Raw genomic sequence first — 18,915 nt, 5'->3', positions numbered from 1 at the left:
TACTTACTTCACCTTTCTAATCAGCATTGGATTTAACTATATTTCACAGTTTATACCAATTCAATTTTTAAAACCTGCCAAAGAAAATGGAATATTTTTTTGGATTACAATAAAGAAAAACGTTGCGCAGCCTTAGTTGCGCAACTTTTTTATTTTGAAGTAATGCGAGAAAAGAAACATTTTATTGGATGGGATTGAATGTTGAATTGGTATTAAATCATTTTGACACGTTGTGCATTTTAACAATTTTACACAAGAAGTCAGTTCGAGTGCTTGATTTTTGATTTTTTTATCAAAAATCAAGTGTATCGAGAACCCATCGCCTTCGCTAAGGGAAGGTTCCTTTGGCCCATAAAAACGTTCTCGATACAATTTTTCTTCATTTCATTGCGAAAAATCACTCGATCTGACCCATTAGGTGACAGATTCAAAATGAACAACGGGTTCACTTTAGTATATTTTTTAAGATTTGGGCCATGTCGTTCGCGCGCTTTTTGACTTCGGCCTCAGTCCAACTCAGTTTTATGAGACAGGAGATTGTTCTGCCGATCCAATGGTCGGATTCGGAGAAATCTGATTTGGAATAATCCGGAAGGTTGTTTTTGACTTCATCCGGCAGTTTTCCCAAGGAAGTCAGGTTCGTTAGGTGTTCCCATTTTCGATAATAATGCCAGTTATTGTCATACCAATAAAAACAGGCATCCACGCCCCCATCACCCAGTGCGGTATGTGCTTTTTTGGCCAGGTCCTCCGTCGGAAGGAAAAAATTTAAAAAGGAATAATTCTGAACCCCACCGGATGGAATCCTTCTAAAACCAATTCCTTCAATCCCCTTTAATGCGTCGTACAAAACCCTATAATGTTTCTCCTGAATTTCCAAGAATTCATCCAAACGTTGGATCTGGGCACACCCCACGGCCGCGTTCAGTTCTGAAATTCTATAATTATACCCTAAAAAAGGATGGGATTCCGCTCCCCGGTTGTTCCCCACATGGTCGTGACCGTGATCGGAATAATGGTCGGCATTGCTATGATATTCGGCATTATTGGTGATCAAGGCCCCTCCTTCCCCGCAGGTTATCGTTTTTACATAATCAAAGGAAAAACAGCCCAAATCCCCATAGCTTCCCAAAGGTTTGCCCTCATAACTGCCACCAATGGCCTGGCAGGCATCTTCTAACAGAATTAGATCATGCGTTTCGCAAAGGACCTTTAACGGTTTCAAATCGGCCATGGAGCCACACATATGCACTGGCATGACCACCTTCGTTTTGGGCGTGATGGCCTTTTCAACTGAAAATGGTTTCAGGGTTAGCGTATCGTCCACATCTACCAAGATAGGGACGGCGCCTATAGCTAAAACCGACTCAAAACTGGCTACAAAGGTGAAGGTGGGCAGGATCACCTCGTCCCCCGCTCCCACGCCCGCACTGGCCAAGGCCACCGTCAAGGCCGCCGTGCCACTGCTCACTACCTGCGCATGCGCAACCTGCATTCTCGCACATAAGGCCGTTTCCAGTTCCTTGGCCTTCCAATGCCCCTCCCGTGCCCCATCAAATCCATAGCGCATCAAAACGCCCGTATCCAGGACCTCGTTGACGCTTTGCTTTTCCTTTTCCCCAAATAATTCGAAACCTGGCATATGCTTATTTTAAAATGAGAATATACTTATTTTTGTTTGGATGTAAAATGGCGATAGATTTCCAGCTTTTCCTCTTGGGTAAACTCCTTTGCAGAAAACCAATCATGGGCGGCAATTTTTTCGTTCTCAATTTGCGCCTTTCGGATAGCCTCCAAAGAAACCAGGTGCCAATGTGTCCCCTTTTTTCTGGAAACGGAATAGCCAACATCCTCCGTAATATAGGACGTCTTGGGCTCGTTCACCAATCGGACGCCATTCTTTAATACTGCCAAGGTCTTGGTCAGGGAAACTACCTCAGAGAAAGAGTACCTCACAAAATCCGTAAAACCATTTTGCCTTGTATTATACACCTTGTCGCCTACTTTTAACTTTTCCATTCGTTTAAAAGTCTGCAAAAATAAAAGTTGATCGCTTTTCCACCGAACGGTTATGAACGGAACTTATCAACAGAAAGCCCCATTTAAGGAACTCGGGTTTTTAAATTTAGACTGATTCCATTTAAGGGGTTGACGTTCATATTCTTACAGGCATTCACTAACTTTATACCCAGTGAACAAATTAGCCTCCATAGTACTTTCGGTCGTAATCCTATTGCATACGATTGGCCTTCACACCGACGATTTGGTGCAAATCGATGAATTCATCGAACATGCCAAATTCCACAGCGAGCAGTACGGCGATAACGTATTCGTCTTCATATCCAAACACTACGGGGAATTGAAAGCTGCGCACGAACAAGAGCATCAAGAGGAAAAGGAGGATCATGAACAGCTTCCTTTTCAGCATCATTCCCATTTAAGTTCCATCGTTGCCTATACCCCAAATCCCTTACATACGGAATTGGAAACCCCAATGATCACGGAGTACAAGGACTCCAATTTTTATTATCAGGCACCTTCTTCCTCTTCCCATACAAAAGGCTTGCTACAGCCACCACGACATTCATAAATTAATCAGGCTACACTTTAATTCCGAATGGAACTATTCGGACAATTTTAATGTTGATTATTTTATGACACATGCTTTCACATATTATTAATTTCAGTATCAAGAACAAGTTCATTGTTCTGCTATTTACCTGTTTTATTATAGGTTTTGGGATGTACTCCCTTACTAAAATACCCATTGGTGCGGTCCCCGATGTGACCAATAACCAAGTACAGGTAATCACAACATCACGAAACCTTTCCACACAGGATATAGAACAGTTCATCACCTATCCGGTAGAGTTGGAAATGGCAAATTTACCGCGTGTGAAGGAAATCCGGTCGGTTTCCAAATTTGGACTTTCCGTAGTAACTATCGTTTTTGAGGACGATATGGGCACCTATTTGCCCCGACAGTTGATCGCCGAGAAAATAAAATCGGCCTCCGAAAAAATACCGGAAAATTTCGGGTCGCCCGAAATGGGTCCCATTACCACCGGATTGGGTGAAATCTACCAGTATATCCTGGACGTAAAACCGGAATATAAAGATCAATACACGGCCCAAGACCTAAGAACGATACAGGATTGGATCGTAAAAAGACAGCTCTCCGGGATTCCCGGTGTAGTAGAGGTCAACACCTGGGGCGGCTTTTTAAAGCAGTATGAAGTCGCCATAAACACCGAAAAGCTCAATGCGATGGACATCACCGCCCAAGAAGTATTCCACGCGGTGGAGACCAACAATAGCGTGGCAGGTGGCGGTTATATAGAAAAAGTAAACCAGGCCTTTTTCATTAGAGGGGAGGGTTTGGTGAACTCCCTTGAGGATATCGAAAATATCGTTGTGAAAAATGAGGGTGGCGTTCCCATATATATAAAGGACGTGGCCAAAGTGGGCTTTGGTAACGCAACCCGATTTGGCGCCATTACGGGCAACGGCGAAGGTGAAAAGGTTCTGGGCCAGGTGATGATGCTAAAAGACGCCAATGCCAAAAAGGTAATCGAGGCCGTGAAGGAACGGGTGGCCAATATCGCAAAATCCTTACCGGAAGGTGTGTATATCAATGCCTTTTTGGACCGCAGCGAGCTTATTGCCAAAACGACTTTTACGGTGACTGAAAATCTCATCCTGGGCTGTTTGATCGTTATTTTTGTAGTGGTCCTGTTACTAGGAAATTTTAGGTCGGGTTTGGTTGTGGCCTCCGTAATCCCGCTCTGTTTATTGTTCGCGCTTTCGCTGATGTACATTTTTGGCGTGGACGCCAATTTGATGAGTTTGGGTGCCATCGATTTTGGTATCATCATAGATGGCGCCGTCATCATTGTGGAATTCATCGCGTTCAATGTCACCAAAAAAAGAGCGGAGCTTTCCGGGATGACAAGAACCGAGCAACAAGCACTCCGAGACAGTATCACCTACACAGGGGCCAACAAAATGATGAATTCCGCTATTTTTGGACAGTTGATCATCCTGATCGTTTTTATCCCCATACTTTCATTGAGCGGTGTGGAAGGCAAAATGTTCAAGCCCATGGCCCTGACCTTCAGTTTCGCATTGATAGGCGCCATGATCTTCTGTTTCACCTACGTCCCCGTGGTATCCTCCCTTTTCCTAAAACCCTCCAAAACAACCGATAAGAACATCTCCGTTCGGTTGATGTATTGGTTGACCAAAAAATACGACCCAATTATCGATTGGGCCCTGCGCAGTAAAAAAATAGTTTTGGGCTTTGCCGCGGTGCTTATGGCGATTGCCATTTCCTTGTATATATCCATGGGGGGCGAATTCGTCCCCACCTTGGATGAAGGGGATTTTGTGATCCAACCTGTGTTGAAGACAGGTACCTCCCTCAGTAATACGGTGGAAATCACCACGGAAATTGAAAGCATCCTTTTGGAACAATTCCCGGAAGTTAAACAGGTAGTGACCAGAATTGGTGCCGCGGAAGTTCCTACCGATCCCATGTCCATGGAGGAGAGCGACGTAATTATCGTGTTGAATCCAAAGGACGAATGGACATCGGCGGAATCCAAGGACGAGCTCGCCGATAAGTTCAAGGAAGCCCTGTCCGTCATTCCTGGTATGGAAGTGGAATTTACCCAACCTATTGAAATGCGTTTCAATGAACTGATAACGGGGGTTCGTGCCGATATTGCCATTAAAATATTCGGTGAAAACCTGGACATCCTTGCCAAAAAAGGAAAGGAAATTGGCGACCTGATACAAAACGTTCCCGGTGCCGCCGATATTTCCGTAGAAAAAATTGCGGGCCTACCGGAAATGAACGTGAACTACAATCGGTCCAAGATTGCCCGATACGGTCTCAACATCCAAGAACTGAACGACATGATTTCCATGGGCTTCGCCGGAAAAACGGCCGGGAGCGTTTTTGAAGGGGAAAAGAAGTTCGATTTGGTCATTCGATTGGACAGTGAAAAGCGCCGTGACATCGACAACCTCAAAAATCTCTATGTGGACCTCCCCGCTGGAGGTAAGATTCCGTTGAGCGAACTGGCGGAAATCAGCTACCAAAAAGGTGCGGCCAAGATTTCCAGGGACGATACGCGAAGGCGCATCGTTGTGGGTATCAACGTACGTAATAGGGACTTGCAGTCCGTTGTGGACGATGTTAGAAAGCTTATCGACGAGAACGTTACGCTTCCAGTGGGATATTCCATTACTTATGGAGGTCAATTCGAAAACCTCCAAAGTGCGAAATCGAGATTGATGATCGCAGTACCCATTGCCTTGATACTTATTTTCATACTCCTCTACTTCGCCTTTAAATCGGTCAAGGAAGCCTTAATGATCTATTCCGCCATCCCATTGGCGGCCGTGGGCGGTGTGTTGTTGTTATGGATACGCGGATTGCCCTTTAGTATTTCGGCCGGGGTTGGTTTTATCGCCCTCTTTGGTATTGCGGTGCTCAACGGTATCGTACTCATTGAACATTTCAAGGAATTGAAAGCTACGGGGAAATTTGAAAGCCTGAACGATTTGATCAAGGAAGGGGCCAAAGACAGGCTCAGGGCGGTTCTCTTGACCGCATCGGCAGCCGCATTGGGCTTTTTACCCATGGCCATTTCTACCAATGCTGGGGCCGAAGTACAGCGCCCCTTGGCAACCGTGGTTATTGGCGGTCTGATAACGGCCACTATATTGACCCTAGTAGTATTGCCTGTTTTGTATTCCTATCTAAGCAGTCATATAGAGAAAAAAAGTATGGGCCTTTCAAAACAGACCAATCTTGTTATAGGTCTTATGGTCCTTTTTGGGTCATTCCAAGCGAAAGCCCAACAACCGACCAAGAATTTGGAGGCACTGATACCCATGGCGATTGAAAACAATGCGGGTCTAAAGGCATATCAATTGGGTATGGAAGCATCGGATGCTTTTGTGAACAGTGCCTTCGATTTTGATAGGACGGATGTGTACTACGCCTACGACGAAAACAATTTGGCATTGAACAATTTACCCATAAAGGTTTTTGGGGTGGCACAGACTTTCGACTTTCCAACGGTCTATTTTTCGCGAAGGAGGGTGAACAAGGAGCTGTACAATCTGGCCAAAAGCAATTTTGACATCCAATCCAAAAATTTGGAAAGAGCGGTCGTAGCCGGTTATTATGAATATCAGGTAGCCCGTGAAATGGCCGATGTCTTTAAAATTTTGGACAGTCTCTACGGTAATTTTTCCAAAATGGCCACTAGGCGTTTTGAACTGGGCGAAACCAACTATTTGGAGAAGATAACGGCCACCTCAAAACAGCGCCAGATACAATTGAAATTCACCGAAGCGCAGCAAAACGTGGAAATTGCCCATGAGAATTTGATGATGGTCATTCAGGCCAAGGACAGCCTGTCCATTGCCAATGAGCCCCTACTAAAGGTTCCTTTAAAGGACGTAGTGTTGGACGCAAGTCCGGAAATCGCCTATTATCGGAATCAAATCGGGTTAAGAAAGGCCGAGAAGAACCTGGAAAGCCAGCAGTTATTGCCCAATATTGGCGTGGAGTACTTTCAAGGTACCAATGAGGGGATTTCCGGGAATTTGCACGGCTACCAACTGGGCCTAAAGATTCCCTTGTTTTTTGGGGGCAAGGCCTCTAAGATAAAATCGGCAAAAATAGCGGAGGAAAGTGCGCAAGCGGCGTATACAAATTATGAAATAGAAATTGGCACCAAATTAGCAACCTTAAAAAATCAGCTACAGGTGCTCACCCAATCCTTGGAATATTATGAAACCGAAGGTGGCCAACTGTCCGATGAGATTCTAAAAATGGCCAATAGTAGTTTCCAAAACGGCGAAATCGATTTTTATCAGTACATACAGAGTTTGGAAAGCGCCTACGACGTGAAACTAGAATACCTAACTAAGCTTAAAGAATATAATTCGACGGTAATTGCCATCAATTACCTAACCTTATAATTAATACACCATGAAATCATATATATATTACTTTCTAACACTGGTACTTTCAGCGGGCGTTACAGGATGTGGCGAAAAAAGCAGTACCAACGAAACTTCGGCAGATACTGAAATATCCTCTTTTATAAAGGTAACCCAGGCACAATATGACCAACTGGGCATGGAAATGGGCACAATAGAAGAAAAATCATTTCCAGTTAGGGTAAGCGTAAACGGAATGATAGACGTACCGCCAGAAAATAGGGCGATGGTAAACGCCACCATGGGCGGCTATATTAAAACCACGCCTTTTTTAATCGGGGACAAGGTAAGCAAAGGGCAAACCTTGGTGACCTTGGAGAATCCTGAATTTGTGAGCCTTCAACAGCAGTACTTGGAAGTGAACGAACAACTTTCGTTTTTGAAGGCCGAGTATGAACGGCATACCATCATGTCTGAAGAAAACATCACCTCACAAAAGAATTTTTTGAAATCGGAGAGCGATTATAAATCGGCTTTGGCCCGACATAGCGGCTTACAAAAGCAACTGCAGATGCTGAACATTTCACCGGAACAGGTCAAAAACGGAACGATTGTTTCCACGGTGTCGATTAAAGCGCCCATTTCCGGCAGCATTACCAAAGTCAACGTGACCAAGGGAAGCTATGTTTCGCCCGCTACGGCCATTATGGAGATTATCAATAACGACCATGTTCATTTGGAACTATCAGTGTTTGAGAAGGACATCATGAAGGTAAAGAAAGGACAAAAAATTACCTTTAGGATTCCAGAAGCATCGGGAGACACCTTCCATGCTGAAGTTTATTTGGTGGGTACCTCCATCGATGAAAATAGGACCATAAAGGTACACGGGCATTTGGAGGATGAAGGCAAGGAAAAGTTCCTAACGGGCATGTTCGTGGAAGCGAACATCATAACGGACAATGTTCAGGAAAAAGCCTTGCCCAGTAACGCCATCGTAACCATAGACAACATCCCCAACGTTTTGATTTTTGAAAAAAAGGAAGGGGACACATATTATTTTTCACAAAAAGAAGTTTCTGTAGATGAAGAACTGGATGGTTTCTCCGTGATTAAAGAAGCCAACAGTTTTGCACCCAACACCCAATTTTTGACAAAAGGCACGTATAACCTGATTGGGGAATAAGGTAACCTATTCTAACCGAAAGCTTTTGGTACAGGAATTGACAAAGGGTAACATAAAAAAGATATGAACTTAAAAATAAAACTGCTTACCATTTTATTCGTTGCAGGACTGACAAGCCTTTTTGGCCAGGAATGGCAAACCGATTTCAACACGGCGCAACAAATCGCCCAAGAGAAACACAGACCGATTATCTTGGTGTTCCAGGGTTCGGATTGGTGCGCGCCCTGCATTAAACTGGACCGCGAGGTCTGGAGTACGGATGAATTCCAAAAATACGCCAAGGACCATTACGTAATGCTCCAAGCGGACTTTCCCCGAAAAAAACAGAACGCCTTACCCGAAGATCGGGCCAGGGCCAATGCCCAGCTTGCAGAACAGTATAATAAGAACGGCATCTTTCCTTTTGTGGTAGTCATGGACGCACAAGGAAAGATAAAAGGTGAGACCAGTTATAAAAAAATGAACCCAAAGGATTATATACAACTTTTGGATTCCTTTACGGAATAATTTGAAAAAGATACTCTTTATTTGCGTCCTACTGACCTCGTGGTTGGCCCTATCGCAGCAAAACTTTCAGCGGACCCTGAAAATGATGGGCAGCCGATTCGACATTACCGTAGTTGCCACCGACTCCGTTACTGCCAGTGGATATATTGATTTGGCCGTCGCTGAAATCAGCCGGATCGAAAAATTGATTTCCTCTTGGGACCCCAATTCACAAACCTCGGAAATTAACAGAAATGCAGGTATTAAACCCGTTCAAGTGGATGCCGAACTGTTTGAACTGATCCAAAGAGCGATTAGGATTTCCAAATTGACGGACGGCGCTTTTGACATTAGCTATGCCTCCATGGACCGAATCTGGAAATTCGATGGCAGCATGAAAGTCATGCCCAGCGAAGCAGATATTGCGGCGTCCGTATCGAAAGTCGGGTTTCAAAACATTGTATTGGATCCAGACGAAAGTACCGTTTTCCTAAAATTGGAGGGGATGAAAATTGGGTTCGGGGCCATAGGCAAAGGCTATGCGGCGGACAAGGCCAAGCAATTGTTAATGGATGCGGGCGTTCCCGCGGGCATCATAAACGCATCCGGCGATATGAACACGTGGGGAAAACAGGCCAACGGAGAATATTGGAAAGTGGCCATTACCAACCCTATGGACAAAAACAAGGTTTCTGCCCTGCTGCCGATCATCGATGGTGCCGTGGTCACCTCTGGCGACTATGAACGCTACGTAAACTTTAACGGCAAACGTTATGCCCACATCATTGACCCGCGAACGGGCTATCCGGCCACGGGAATTATCAGTGTGACCGTTTTTGCCCCTAAGGCGGAACTGGCGGATGCGCTCGCAACCTCTGTCTTTGTCATGGGAACGGAAATTGGATTGGACAGGATCAATCAGTTGCCCAAGGTGGAATGCATCATCATAGATGATCATGGAACTATTTCAAAATCGGATAATATCAAAATAGACAAATTATGATAAAAAAATTGCTGATGCTAGGGCTCATGGGCGTTTGCCTAGGTAGCTGCGTCGTAGTCAAGGAATACGAAAAAGTAAATATCAACGATCCGGATATGATTCTGGCCGATCAACCTTGTGACCGAAATGTGACCACCATGCACTCTTACAGGGAAGCGGCGGCGGGAGCCAACGGTGGAAAAACAGGTGGCGGTTGCGGCTGTAACTAAGGAATCCTAGAACTGTTCACTATGACCCATTTAAAAAATTTAGTACTTGTCTTTTTGTTGGGCCTTGGGTTCTGGGCATCCGCACAAGATACGGGCAATGCCCAAACCTATAAAAAAAGGGTATTGGAAACCACGGAGGTCGATTTCCTATCCAGTTATTATTCCCAAACGGGTGACAATGCCGCCGTTAGTGGTGGGATAGGCACCGAAGAACTTACAGACGCCACGGGTACTTTTGTGGTATCCATTCCCTTGAACGACGACGATGTGCTCACCATAGATGCGGGGGTATCCGCCTATACGTCGGCATCCTCCAGTAACATCGACCCCTTTGATGGCGTACGCCGGGCGGATCCTTACGTGGCCAGTTCCGGGGCTTCCAGCGGGGACGTTTGGGTGAATTTGACGGGATCTTACTCCCACAGTTCGGATGACCGCAACAACATCGTTTCCGGGAAACTTTCGGTTTCATCGGAATATGATTATTTCTCGATCGGTTTCGGCGGAAGTTATTCCAGGCTCTTCAACGAAAAAAATACGGAATTGAGTCTTAATGCCTCTGTTTATCTGGATTCTTGGAACACCATTTATCCCTTTGAATTGCGGCCCTTTGGGAACAATGGCATCGGATTTTTTAGACCGACGGAAATTACCGGCAATGTAAACTACAATCCCAATTTTACCGAATTCGACAAAACGAACCGGAACTCCTATGCCCTAGGCCTGGGCTTTTCCCAGATATTGCATAAAAACCTTCAGGGCTCGCTCGCCCTGGATTTTGTCCAACAGCAAGGACTGCTTTCCACCCCTTTTCAACGTGTCTATTTTAGCGATGTGGCGGATTCCTTTATCGAGGGTTTTCAATTGGCGGATGACGTGGAGCGCCTACCCGATAGCCGGTTCAAGATTGCCATGGGCGGAAGGCTGAATTGGTTCCTGAACCAATCGATAACCGTACGTACCTTCTACCGCTATTATCTGGACGATTGGGGCATAAATTCGCATACGGCCAGTGTGGAGATACCCGTTAAAATTTCGGAAAAATTCACACTGTATCCCTCCTATCGTTATTACCAACAAACTGCGGCGGACTACTTTGGGGGCTACGAAACTCATGTATCCACCCAGGAGTTCTATACATCCGATTTTGATCTGTCTCAATACGTAGCCAACCAATTTGGTTTTGGGGTTTCCTATACGGATATTTTTGCCCAACTGCATATTTGGGAATTTGGTTTTAAGGGCTTTGACCTGAAATTTTACAAATACGACCGGGATACTACTTTTGGCTCCTACATCGTTACCGGAGGTTTTACCTTTGTGATGGACTGATGTGCGGTACGTAGTTTTCTAGATCGTTAAATTTCCCGCCAGTTGCTTGAGGATGATTTCGGAGAGTTTTGCCTGGAATTTGGCATTGCTGAACCGTACCTTGGCATTGATATAATTTAGTTGGGCGGTCCTGAACTCAATGGGAGGAATAATCCCGATGCGGTACTTTTCTACCGTAATATCCAAATTCTCCTTGGCAATAGCCTCATTGTTTCCCTCAAGATCGATCAAGCTCATATTGGTCAGGTAGGTCTGATAGGTAGTTCCCAGGGTAGTCAATAAGTCCTGCTTTTGCTGGGCGATGGCCACTTCCGAGTTTTCTATCTGCAATTTCCCAATTTTCTCGTCCCTGTTTTGGGTAAAGCCGTCAAATAGATTTAAGGTGGCTCCAAAGCCATAGCTGAAACCCTTGGAATTGGAAGATACGATAAAGCCCAAACTTGATTCCGACTCGCTAATGATATAACCTGTGGTTGCGGTGATGGTAGGCAACCTGGCGGCCTTTATCTGTTTCAATTCCAGTTCAGAAATTCGCTTGCTTATCTGTGAGGCCATCAATTGCGGGTTTTCGCTCAAGACCTTGGTCTGTAGTTCCGGTAACAGCAGGGATTCATCCACAAAAATTTCCGGGGCCACGGTAAAATCGGTTTCCAGGTCCCGTGCCAATTGTCGGTTTAGCTGTATTTTGGTATTCACGTACAGTTCCTTTTGGCGCTGCATCAGGGTTTCGTCCGTATTCAAATCCACCTGGGCGTTCAAGACCTCCAATTTGGAGGCCTTCCCAATGGTAAACCTGTTTTGGGCCAATTCCACCCGTTGTTTTGAAATTAAAATGGTACTGTCCAACGCGGAAAGTTGCTGCTGTTGTTGTACCAAATCGTAATAGGTAATCATTACCTCACCTACGGTTGTCAATATGACCTGTTTCAGTTCCGCATCCCCCAAGTTCCTATTCTCCTTCAATTGTTCGTAATTGGCGAACATCCGCAGGCCATCAAACAGCGTCCAGTCCAAGGCCACACCATAATTTAGGTTGTTGTTCACTGCATTGTCCAGTTCCTGTACGGTACCGTCCAAACGTACTTGCGATAGGTTGATGGTCCTATTGTTGTCCGTTATACTGGCTTGCACCGAAGGTAACATGCCGGCATACCCAGGACTCACCCCGTACTCATCGATCTTTAGGTCGTTTTTGGCCGTTCGTATCTGAAAGTTGTTTTCCAGGGCCAATTTCACGGTCTCATCGATAGTAAGTACTTCCTGCGCGGCGATACTAAAAATGTTCAGTAAAATAAAAATTGAACGTAAAGGGATTCGGTATGGCATTTTAATAGGTTTCTAAAACTTTGAACTCGGGCCGTTCCACGCGGTCCTTGGACCATAAATAATACAGGGCCGGAATTACGAATAAGGTGAGTACCAGTGAAAATAGGGTTCCTCCAATGATGACCACTCCCATGCCTATCCTACTGGTGGAGGCCGCACCCAGTGACAACGCAATGGGCAAGGCACCTAGGGCGATGGTCAAACTTGTCATCAAAATAGGACGCAAGCGGGATTCCGAGGCCTTGAAGATAGCCTCGCCTTTGGACATGCCCTGTTCCCGAAGCTGGTTGGCAAATTCTACGATCAGGATTCCGTTTTTGGTCACCAGACCGATCAACATGATGGTCCCGATCTGACTGAATATGTTCCACGACTGACCGAACAACCATAAGGAGAACATGGCCCCTGCAACGGCCATCGGCACCGTCAATATGATGATAAAAGGGTCAATGAAGCTTTCAAACTGGGCCGCCAGAATAAGGAATATCAATAACAAGGCTAGGCCAAAGGCAAAAAGGGTATTGGAACTACTTTCCACAAAATCCCTGGATTCCCCTCCCAGATCGGTAGTGAAGGTTTCGTCCAATACTTTATCCTTGATCGCTTCCATGGCCTCGATACCATCGTTGATGGTCTTGCCCGGAGCCAAATTTGCGGAAACGGTGGCGGACATGTATCGGTTGTTGTGAAATAATTGAGGCGGACTGCTGTGCTCCACCGTTTGTACCAAATTGTCCAGCTGGATCAACAAACCGGCATCGTTCCGTACGAAAATGGAGGTCAGGTCCACGGGTGCGTCCCTATCCTTTTTATCGAACTGACCAATGACCTGGTACTGCTTGCCGTTCATCAAAAAGTACCCAAAACGCTGTCCGCTGAGGGAAAGCTGTAGGGTCTGGGCCACATCACGTACGGAAACCCCCAAGCTTTCCGCCTTTTCCCGATCGATGTTCACATAGATTTCCGGCTTGTCGAACTTTAAGTTTACGTCCACAAAGGAGAAGGTTTCGTCCTGTTCCGCTAGGGCCATAAACTCTGGAATTTTTTCCTCCAATTTTTCAAAATTCTGTGCCTGGATGATGAATTGGATGGGCGGTCCTCCCCTTCTATTCACAGAAATGGTGGGCCTTTCGGATACATTGGACTTTCCGCCCACATAGGCCTTGGCCCATCTTCCCAAATCATTGGCTATCTCATGTTGGGAACGCTCCCGTTCACTGGGGTCCACAAGCGCCACGTTGGCCCTCCCGCTGTTGACCGAGGACGACCCAAAACCGGGCGATGTCAATATCAGGCTCACCTTTTTTTCAGGGATGGAGTCATTGATCAATTCGGTGATGTCCGTCATCAATCGGTCCATATATTCATACGAGGAACCTTCCGGGGCGGTAACGTTCAGGCGTACAAAGCTTCGGTCATCATAGGGAGCTGTTTCCTTGGGCAAAAGGGTATAAAAGAGTGCTATAAGCCCCAAACATCCAATGAGTATGGGGAAACTGAGCCACTTCCGCTTCATGAAACCCCGAAGGCTATCGGCATAATAATCGTTCATTTTAACAAAATACTTTTCCGTAAAATGATAGAATTTGGATTGTTTCTGCTTCCCTGGTTTGATCAAATAGGCATTCAACATCGGTGTTAAGGAAAGGGAAACAAAGGCGGAAATCAAAACGGCCGCACCCAATACCACCCCGAATTCCCGGAACAATCTGCCTACGAAGCCTTCCAAAAAAATCACCGGCAGGAAAACCGCCGCTAGGGTAATGGAAATGGAAATAACGGCGAAGAAGATCTCTTTGGAGCCTTTTATGGCCGCTTCAATAGGGCTCATCCCCTCCTCTACTTTTTTATAGATATTTTCCGTGACCACAATACCATCGTCCACCACCAGACCGGTTGCCAGTACGATGGCCAATAGCGTTAGCACGTTTATGGAAAACCCAAACATCCACATGATGAAAAACGTGGCAATAAGGGAAACGGGAATATCGATCAGGGGACGCAGGGCCATGGACCAGTTTCTAAAGAACAGATAGATGACCAGGATTACCAGGACGATAGAAATCAGCAAAGTTTCCCCAACTTCGGTTACGGCCTTTTTAACAAAAACCGTGTCGTCAATTACTACGTTGAGCTTAAATCCCTCCGGTAATTCCTTTTTAAGCTTTTCGTATTCCTCATAGAAGGCTTCGGCGATTTCCAGATAGTTGGTGCCGGGTTGGGGTACGATGGCCGTAGCGACCATGGGCTGACCGGAATCGCTCATTTTGGTCTCCATGTTCTCAGCTTCCAAGGTGGCACGACCGATATCGCTCAACCGTACCAATTTTTCACCTTCGGCCCTGATAATGATATTGTTGAACTGCTCTTCCGTCTGCAGGTTTCCAATGGTCTTTACGGCGAGTTCCGTATTCTCGCCTGTTAGTTTACCGGATGGGAGTTCCACGTTCTGTGCCAAGAGGGCACTGCGCACATCGGCCACCGTAAGTCCGTAGGAAGCCAATTTTATCGGGTCGATCCAAAGGCGCATGGCATACCTGCGCTGGCCCCAGATCTGTACGCTGCTCACCCCGGGAATGGTCTCTATCCTTGGCGTGATGACGTTTTCGGCATAATCGGACAATTCCAAAATGTTCTTATTGTCGCTCTGTACGGTCATGGAAAGGATTCGCTCCGCGTCCGCATCGGATTTGGAAACCACCGGAGGCGCATCCAAGTCTTCCGGCAAATTACGTATGGCCTGCGAAACCTTATCGCGTACATCATTGGCGGCCTCCTCCAAATTTTTGTCCAAGTTGAACTCAATATTGATGGAGCTGGAACCCTGCACACTGGAAGAGGTAATATTGCGAATGCCATCGATGGAGTTTATCGCCTTTTCAAGGGGTTCCGTGATCTGTGACTCGATGATATCCGCATTGGCACCTGAATAACTTGTGCGTACGGACACCTGCGCAGGGTCTATGGACGGAAATTCCCGGATACCCAAATACGTGTATCCAATGACCCCGAATAAGACCAAGGTAATGTTCATTACGATGGTAAGTACCGGCCGTTTTATACTAAGTGTGGACAGGTTCATTACTCGGCCGGATTTTGGTTGGGTTCCTCTATCTCAACGTTGACCGAAGCCCCGTTCTTTAAGGCCATGACCCCGTAGGTCAATACGGTATCGCCAACGTTCAGTCCAGTAAGCACACGTACTTCGGAGCCTGTACGGGAACCGATTTCCACATCGATTTCCTTGGCCTTTCCGTTCTCCGATACAAAAATTTTCTTCCCGTTCTGTACGGGTATCAGGGCTTCCGACGGAACCAAAAGCGCGTCATCGACGGTCTGTAGGGGCAGCACCACATTGGCGTAGGCACCCGGGTATAACGTGCCGTCCAAATTATCCGCAACGGCCCGCATGCGCAAAGTCCTGGTAGCGATCTCCACCTCCGGTTCTATGGCGTAGATGGTGGCCGAGTAGTCCCTGGAAGCATCCGATGTCTTAAAGGTAAGGTTGGAGCCCTTTCGTATCTGGGAGGCATATTTTTCCGGAATGGAAAAGGTTATCTTCAACTGGTTTGTATTAACCAGCTTGGCGACTGGGGTGGCGGGAGTGACATAGGTCCCTACCGATATGGAGCGCAACCCAATGGTGCCCGAAAAGGGTGCCCGAACGACCGTTTTGGACAACTGGGCCGAAATGAGGGAGGCCTCCGCGCTGGCCGACTGGAAATCGGCACTGGCGATGTCATATTCTTCCTGACTGATCGCTTGCTTGTCCAGCAACAACTGGGCCCTACGTTCATTTTCGGCGGCCAGTTTTTGGGCCGTTTTGGCTTTGGAAAGTTGGGCCTGTAGCTCCACATCGTCCACTTTAAAAAGTACCTGGCCCTCTGAAACCTTACTGCCCTCCTGGAAGTTGATGCTCTTTACGATACCGGAAACCTCGCTCCGTATCTCAATTTGCTCATTCGCCTCCAAGGTGCCGGAAAGCGAAATATTGTCATCGAATTTTCTAGGTTTTAGCACCACCCCCTTTACGGTCGTCTTGGTGGTTTCATTGGCCGGTTTGCCCGATTTCCCAATGTCGGCATTGGCATTGATACGGTATACGATCATGCCTCCCAAACCCACGGCGAGCAGCACGTAAATGATATATTTGAACTTCATGTTGAAAAGGTGGTCGTTTGATTACGTTGGTAACTCAAATCTAATTGTAATACGCTTTTGGTGGAAAAACTTATGTTTTATTTAACACCTATTATCAAGTGCGATCGAGGAATAGTTAATTAAATATGCTCGAATTTGCGTATTTGCCAAAATGAAGGGGTGCCAACGGATTGGAACAGGTTCTGATCGCGGGAAACGGTCAGGATGGAAAACCTATCTGCCCTGTCTGGATGGCTTTTCAATACAATGGATTTCATTTTGTAATTAGGTAATAGCAAATGCTCGCGCCAGCGAGGGTCATTTCGACAGCGCCCTTAGCCTGTCGCCCAAGACAGGCAAGGCGACGAGAAATCTAATTTGAAATTAGATTTCCCGCATGCATGTTATATGGTTACCAATGACATAATTCTTAACATAAAAATTGCCGGATATTTAGATTGCATCAATACTCATGGCTTTCCCTTCATTTTTTTCTTGATGCTTCGACTTCGCTCAGCAGAACTAAAAAACGAAGCAAAAAAATCAAGTTGAAAATAGGCAATTGCTGCGCACCATTCACTATCGGGTTTACATGCGTTGTGCTAGCGCACCGCACTTCCAATCCTTCGTTCATTATGGCTGATTTTCAACGGACAATACCAACTCTAATTTATTAGCATAGTACGACCATTAAAATCTACACACTCCGTTCAAAAAAATGTCATTCACATTTCAACGAAAATTTTTTCCAATGGTTCAAAATGACTTTTTATTTTTTTTGCACGACCGCTATCGCATCGATCTCCACCTTCCATTCCGGAAGGCCTAAGGCCTCTACCCCCACCAAGGTACTGGCCGGCATATCCTTATCGCCTAAAAGTTGTTTGCGAACGGTCCTGAACGTATCGAGATAGGCGGGTTGGTAATCCACGATATAGGTATTGTATTTGACCACGTCCTCAAAGCTGGCCCCCGAATGTTCCAAGGTTTTTAAAAGCCCCTCCAAGGCCTCCTTAAACTGGCTTTCAAAATTGGGGCCCGTGCCCACTTGCCCGGAGATATGGATGGTTTTTATGCCATTCGCTTCCACCACCACCGCTTGGGAATACCCAGGACCGGGGTCTATGTAGGACTTGGTGAGTTGGGTTTTGGCCCCGATAGTTACAGGAGTATGCGGTTGGGAATTGTCCGTTTCACCTGATTTGGGTTGGCAGGAGAAAACGAGCACCACGAGGGCAATAAAAGGAAATGCATATTTCATTTGGAATATTTTTTAGTTCGTTCTTTTTCGATTGGGTCCGATTGTTTCAATACCGTTTCTGTGTTCCTTTTTGCCGTGGAACTGCCTAAAATGATTAGAGGTAACTCGGCACGGGCATCATGCTCACGCCAGCGGGGGTTTCCCGTACGGATATTTTTGCCCAACTGCATATTTGGGATTTCGGATTAAAAAGTATCGATTTTAGATTTTATAAATACGACCGTGATACTACCTTTAGTTCCTATATCATTACAGATGGATTTAAATTTGAAATATATTAGTTGACCCAAAAGTTTTCACTTCCTATTCAGTCCTGAATTTAAAAATATCGGAAATTGAAGTATTAGTGGATGCATCGGTGGTTTTCACAAACCAATAATAAATCAAATCACTGCTAATATCCACGTTCAATTCCTTATTTGCAGTTGTACCGATGCTGGAGGTTGGTGGGTTTTCAGTTCCAAAAAACACCTCAAAGTAAGCTATGTCATTGTCTACATCTGCCCCTTCCCATTGCAGAAGAATGTTCGTAGTTCCCGATGCAACCGTCTCATTGTTAACGGGACTCAGTAAGTCTGCTGGAAAAGGAGCATATGCTTCAACACCAGGTCCAGCATTATAAAACTTCCAATGTTCGCTTTCGGCGATTTCTAAAGTTGATTCGGACTTTGAAACAACGTACCAATTATAGGGTACACCCCTATCAAGGGTAATAACCATTTCAGTGTTTACGCTTTCGTATACTTCTAAAGAACCATTATCGAGATTTCTTATGTGAATTTCATAACTATCCGTGTGTTCAGATGCATTCCAACTAAAAGTGAGACTACTCTGTGATTCATTTATCACAGTCCCTTCTTGACATTCGGAATTATTCTCGGGGAATACCAAGTTTACTGCCTCTGGCGGAAATATTTGTTCCTCTTCTTCAGGTGGTCGCTCGTTAGACTTGGAACAAGAAATCAATAGGCCTAAGGTAAACAACCAAATTATATGATATCGACTTTTCATG

At 45.7% G+C, this 18,915-nt stretch carries 16 protein-coding genes; 7 read left to right on the top strand and 9 right to left on the bottom strand.

Going from position 1 to position 18,915, the window contains the following annotated elements; all coding sequences use genetic code 11:
• Nucleotides 1-445: 445 nt before the first annotated feature.
• Nucleotides 446-1,642 carry a DegT/DnrJ/EryC1/StrS family aminotransferase gene (locus tag FEK29_RS10570; RefSeq protein ID WP_138258404.1) on the bottom strand — a complete coding sequence of 399 codons (1,197 nt, stop codon included), beginning with the start codon at nt 1,640-1,642 and terminating at the stop codon, nt 446-448.
• A gap of 26 nt (nt 1,643-1,668) precedes the next feature.
• Nucleotides 1,669-2,019, bottom strand: a complete 351-nt coding sequence (locus tag FEK29_RS10565) for a pyruvate kinase (protein ID WP_138258403.1) — start codon at nt 2,017-2,019, stop codon at nt 1,669-1,671.
• 172 nt (nt 2,020-2,191) lie between these two features.
• On the opposite strand from FEK29_RS10565, the gene FEK29_RS10560 reads away from it, so the two are divergent.
• The 7 genes from FEK29_RS10560 (at nt 2,192) to FEK29_RS10530 (ending at nt 11,176) form a co-directional block, all read left to right on the top strand.
• The gene (locus FEK29_RS10560; protein ID WP_138258402.1) at nt 2,192-2,590 is read left to right on the top strand and encodes a hypothetical protein; all 399 of its coding nucleotides are present in this window, start codon (nt 2,192-2,194) and stop codon (nt 2,588-2,590) included.
• A gap of 71 nt (nt 2,591-2,661) precedes the next feature.
• On the top strand, nt 2,662-6,999 hold the full coding sequence (locus tag FEK29_RS10555) for a CusA/CzcA family heavy metal efflux RND transporter (protein WP_138258401.1): 4,338 nt from the start codon (nt 2,662-2,664) through the stop codon (nt 6,997-6,999).
• 10 nt (nt 7,000-7,009) lie between these two features.
• Nucleotides 7,010-8,146, top strand: coding sequence for an efflux RND transporter periplasmic adaptor subunit (locus FEK29_RS10550; protein WP_138258400.1), 1,137 nt, complete (start codon nt 7,010-7,012; stop codon nt 8,144-8,146).
• A 63-nt stretch (nt 8,147-8,209) separates the two neighbouring features.
• The gene (locus FEK29_RS10545) at nt 8,210-8,653 is read left to right on the top strand and encodes a thioredoxin family protein (RefSeq protein ID WP_138258399.1); all 444 of its coding nucleotides are present in this window, start codon (nt 8,210-8,212) and stop codon (nt 8,651-8,653) included.
• A gap of 1 nt (nt 8,654) precedes the next feature.
• Nucleotides 8,655-9,635 (top strand): FAD:protein FMN transferase, encoded by a 981-nt coding sequence (locus FEK29_RS10540; protein ID WP_138258398.1) that lies wholly within the window; start codon nt 8,655-8,657, stop codon nt 9,633-9,635.
• Complete coding sequence (locus FEK29_RS10535; protein ID WP_138258397.1) at nt 9,632-9,844, top strand: DUF4266 domain-containing protein; 213 nt, start codon at nt 9,632-9,634, stop codon at nt 9,842-9,844. The genes FEK29_RS10540 and FEK29_RS10535 overlap by 4 nt, the downstream gene beginning before the upstream one ends.
• Nucleotides 9,845-9,865: 21 nt before the next feature.
• Nucleotides 9,866-11,176 (top strand): DUF3570 domain-containing protein, encoded by a 1,311-nt coding sequence (locus FEK29_RS10530; protein ID WP_138258396.1) that lies wholly within the window; start codon nt 9,866-9,868, stop codon nt 11,174-11,176.
• Nucleotides 11,177-11,194: 18 nt separating this feature from the next.
• Here FEK29_RS10530 and FEK29_RS10525 read toward each other — a convergent pair whose 3' ends face one another.
• The 7 genes from FEK29_RS10525 to FEK29_RS10505 form a co-directional block, all read right to left on the bottom strand.
• Complete coding sequence (locus FEK29_RS10525; RefSeq protein WP_138258395.1) at nt 11,195-12,502, bottom strand: TolC family protein; 1,308 nt, start codon at nt 12,500-12,502, stop codon at nt 11,195-11,197.
• 1 nt (nt 12,503) lies between these two features.
• Nucleotides 12,504-15,584, bottom strand: a complete 3,081-nt coding sequence (locus FEK29_RS10520; RefSeq protein WP_138258394.1) for an efflux RND transporter permease subunit — start codon at nt 15,582-15,584, stop codon at nt 12,504-12,506.
• Nucleotides 15,584-16,663: an efflux RND transporter periplasmic adaptor subunit gene (locus FEK29_RS10515; protein WP_138258393.1), complete on the bottom strand. Its 1,080-nt coding sequence runs from the start codon at nt 16,661-16,663 to the stop codon at nt 15,584-15,586. Before FEK29_RS10515 ends, FEK29_RS10520 begins: the two co-directional genes overlap by 1 nt.
• A gap of 119 nt (nt 16,664-16,782) precedes the next feature.
• Entirely contained in the window at nt 16,783-16,920 is a 138-nt protein-coding gene (locus FEK29_RS17950; RefSeq protein WP_161595344.1) for a hypothetical protein, read from the bottom strand.
• A 491-nt stretch (nt 16,921-17,411) separates the two neighbouring features.
• On the bottom strand, nt 17,412-17,903 hold the full coding sequence (locus FEK29_RS10510) for a RidA family protein (RefSeq protein WP_138258392.1): 492 nt from the start codon (nt 17,901-17,903) through the stop codon (nt 17,412-17,414).
• Complete coding sequence (locus FEK29_RS17945) at nt 17,900-18,073, bottom strand: hypothetical protein (protein ID WP_161595343.1); 174 nt, start codon at nt 18,071-18,073, stop codon at nt 17,900-17,902. The genes FEK29_RS10510 and FEK29_RS17945 overlap by 4 nt, the downstream gene beginning before the upstream one ends.
• A gap of 133 nt (nt 18,074-18,206) precedes the next feature.
• Nucleotides 18,207-18,914, bottom strand: coding sequence for a fibronectin type III domain-containing protein (locus FEK29_RS10505; protein ID WP_138258391.1), 708 nt, complete (start codon nt 18,912-18,914; stop codon nt 18,207-18,209).
• Nucleotide 18,915 lies beyond the last annotated feature (1 nt).

It is taken from the genome of Maribacter aurantiacus (assembly GCF_005780245.1).
GTDB classification, from domain to species: domain Bacteria; phylum Bacteroidota; class Bacteroidia; order Flavobacteriales; family Flavobacteriaceae; genus Maribacter; species Maribacter flavus.
Note: the sequence above shows the minus strand (reverse complement) of the source record. Positions and strands in the feature narration are given on the sequence as shown.

Bases quoted from the DNA above. Each gene is read 5' to 3' on its own strand.
- FEK29_RS10570 (WP_138258404.1), bottom strand. From the start codon at position 1,642: ATGCCAGGTTTCGAATTATTTGGGGAAAAGGAAAAGCAAAGCGTCAAC.
- FEK29_RS10565 (WP_138258403.1), bottom strand. From the start codon at position 2,019: ATGGAAAAGTTAAAAGTAGGCGACAAGGTGTATAATACAAGGCAAAAT.
- FEK29_RS10555 (WP_138258401.1), top strand. From the start codon at position 2,662: ATGCTTTCACATATTATTAATTTCAGTATCAAGAACAAGTTCATTGTT.
- FEK29_RS10550 (WP_138258400.1), top strand. From the start codon at position 7,010: ATGAAATCATATATATATTACTTTCTAACACTGGTACTTTCAGCGGGC.
- FEK29_RS10545 (WP_138258399.1), top strand. From the start codon at position 8,210: ATGAACTTAAAAATAAAACTGCTTACCATTTTATTCGTTGCAGGACTG.
- FEK29_RS10535 (WP_138258397.1), top strand. From the start codon at position 9,632: ATGATAAAAAAATTGCTGATGCTAGGGCTCATGGGCGTTTGCCTAGGT.
- FEK29_RS10530 (WP_138258396.1), top strand. From the start codon at position 9,866: ATGACCCATTTAAAAAATTTAGTACTTGTCTTTTTGTTGGGCCTTGGG.
- FEK29_RS10525 (WP_138258395.1), bottom strand. From the start codon at position 12,502: ATGCCATACCGAATCCCTTTACGTTCAATTTTTATTTTACTGAACATT.
- FEK29_RS10520 (WP_138258394.1), bottom strand. From the start codon at position 15,584: ATGAACCTGTCCACACTTAGTATAAAACGGCCGGTACTTACCATCGTA.
- FEK29_RS10515 (WP_138258393.1), bottom strand. From the start codon at position 16,663: ATGAAGTTCAAATATATCATTTACGTGCTGCTCGCCGTGGGTTTGGGA.
- FEK29_RS17950 (WP_161595344.1), bottom strand. From the start codon at position 16,920: ATGAAATCCATTGTATTGAAAAGCCATCCAGACAGGGCAGATAGGTTT.
- FEK29_RS10510 (WP_138258392.1), bottom strand. From the start codon at position 17,903: ATGAAATATGCATTTCCTTTTATTGCCCTCGTGGTGCTCGTTTTCTCC.
- FEK29_RS17945 (WP_161595343.1), bottom strand. From the start codon at position 18,073: ATGCAGTTGGGCAAAAATATCCGTACGGGAAACCCCCGCTGGCGTGAG.
- FEK29_RS10505 (WP_138258391.1), bottom strand. From the start codon at position 18,914: ATGAAAAGTCGATATCATATAATTTGGTTGTTTACCTTAGGCCTATTG.